Source organism: Vibrio sp. OPT46 (assembly GCF_015163535.1).
Taxonomy (GTDB): Bacteria; Pseudomonadota; Gammaproteobacteria; order Enterobacterales; family Vibrionaceae; genus Vibrio; species Vibrio alginolyticus.
Map to the genome: position 1 here is coordinate 1 of NZ_JADDYG010000344.1, position 696 is coordinate 696.

1 pseudogene is annotated in these 696 nt (G+C 40.8%); it reads right to left on the reverse strand.

Going from position 1 to position 696, the window contains the following annotated elements:
- Window positions 1-525 (reverse strand): annotated as a pseudogene (locus IQR33_RS15705) (hypothetical protein); the annotation flags it as partial.
- Between the last annotated feature and the right edge of the window lie 171 nt (window positions 526-696).

Genomic DNA, 696 nt, shown 5'->3' on the forward strand with positions numbered 1-696 from the left:
AACACCCATCAAACGCTCTTCTGACTGACCGAAACCAGCAGAAACCCTTAAGGGAAGTGCATTAAACGTATAATCAGCGACGGCAAAATTAGTCATGAGCTTATTTGCAGCCCCACCGACATCTTGCATACCCAAAGCAAAATCTAAGTTCTCATTCCCCCAAAAATTGGGAACCTGATACTTCAGTGATAATGATAAATCTCGAATACCGCCACAGCCTGTTTTAAAACAGTTCGAGTTATAATCATAAGTAACGATACTACCATGAGCCTCTAACCCTTCAATGAGGCCGAAAGATACTTTTATAGAATCTAAACCTTGCACCTCGTCAAGCCAAGGGCGCCCTTGGGCAAAAGATACACCAAAGTCGCCATACTCTTTAACTTGAGCATTAGGGTTAAAAACCAGTCCACTAAAGCTTTGGTTAGAATTTAGCGTCTGCAATTCGTTTGCCGCGACGCCACAACTACAAGCCAACGATAGGGTAATTATCGTTACTTCATCCACTGAAATCTTTTTGATCATAACTCTTTATTTTATTTAGTTTTGCTAGCTGGCACTGAGGCCTTCTGCTTGAGTTTTTTCTTTTTGAAAGCAATCTTCCACTGCGTCCAAGTATTTTTGTATGACTAACTGCTCATCAAACTCTCGTTCAACTTTTTGACGACTGAATTGTCCCATTGTTAACCTTTCTTG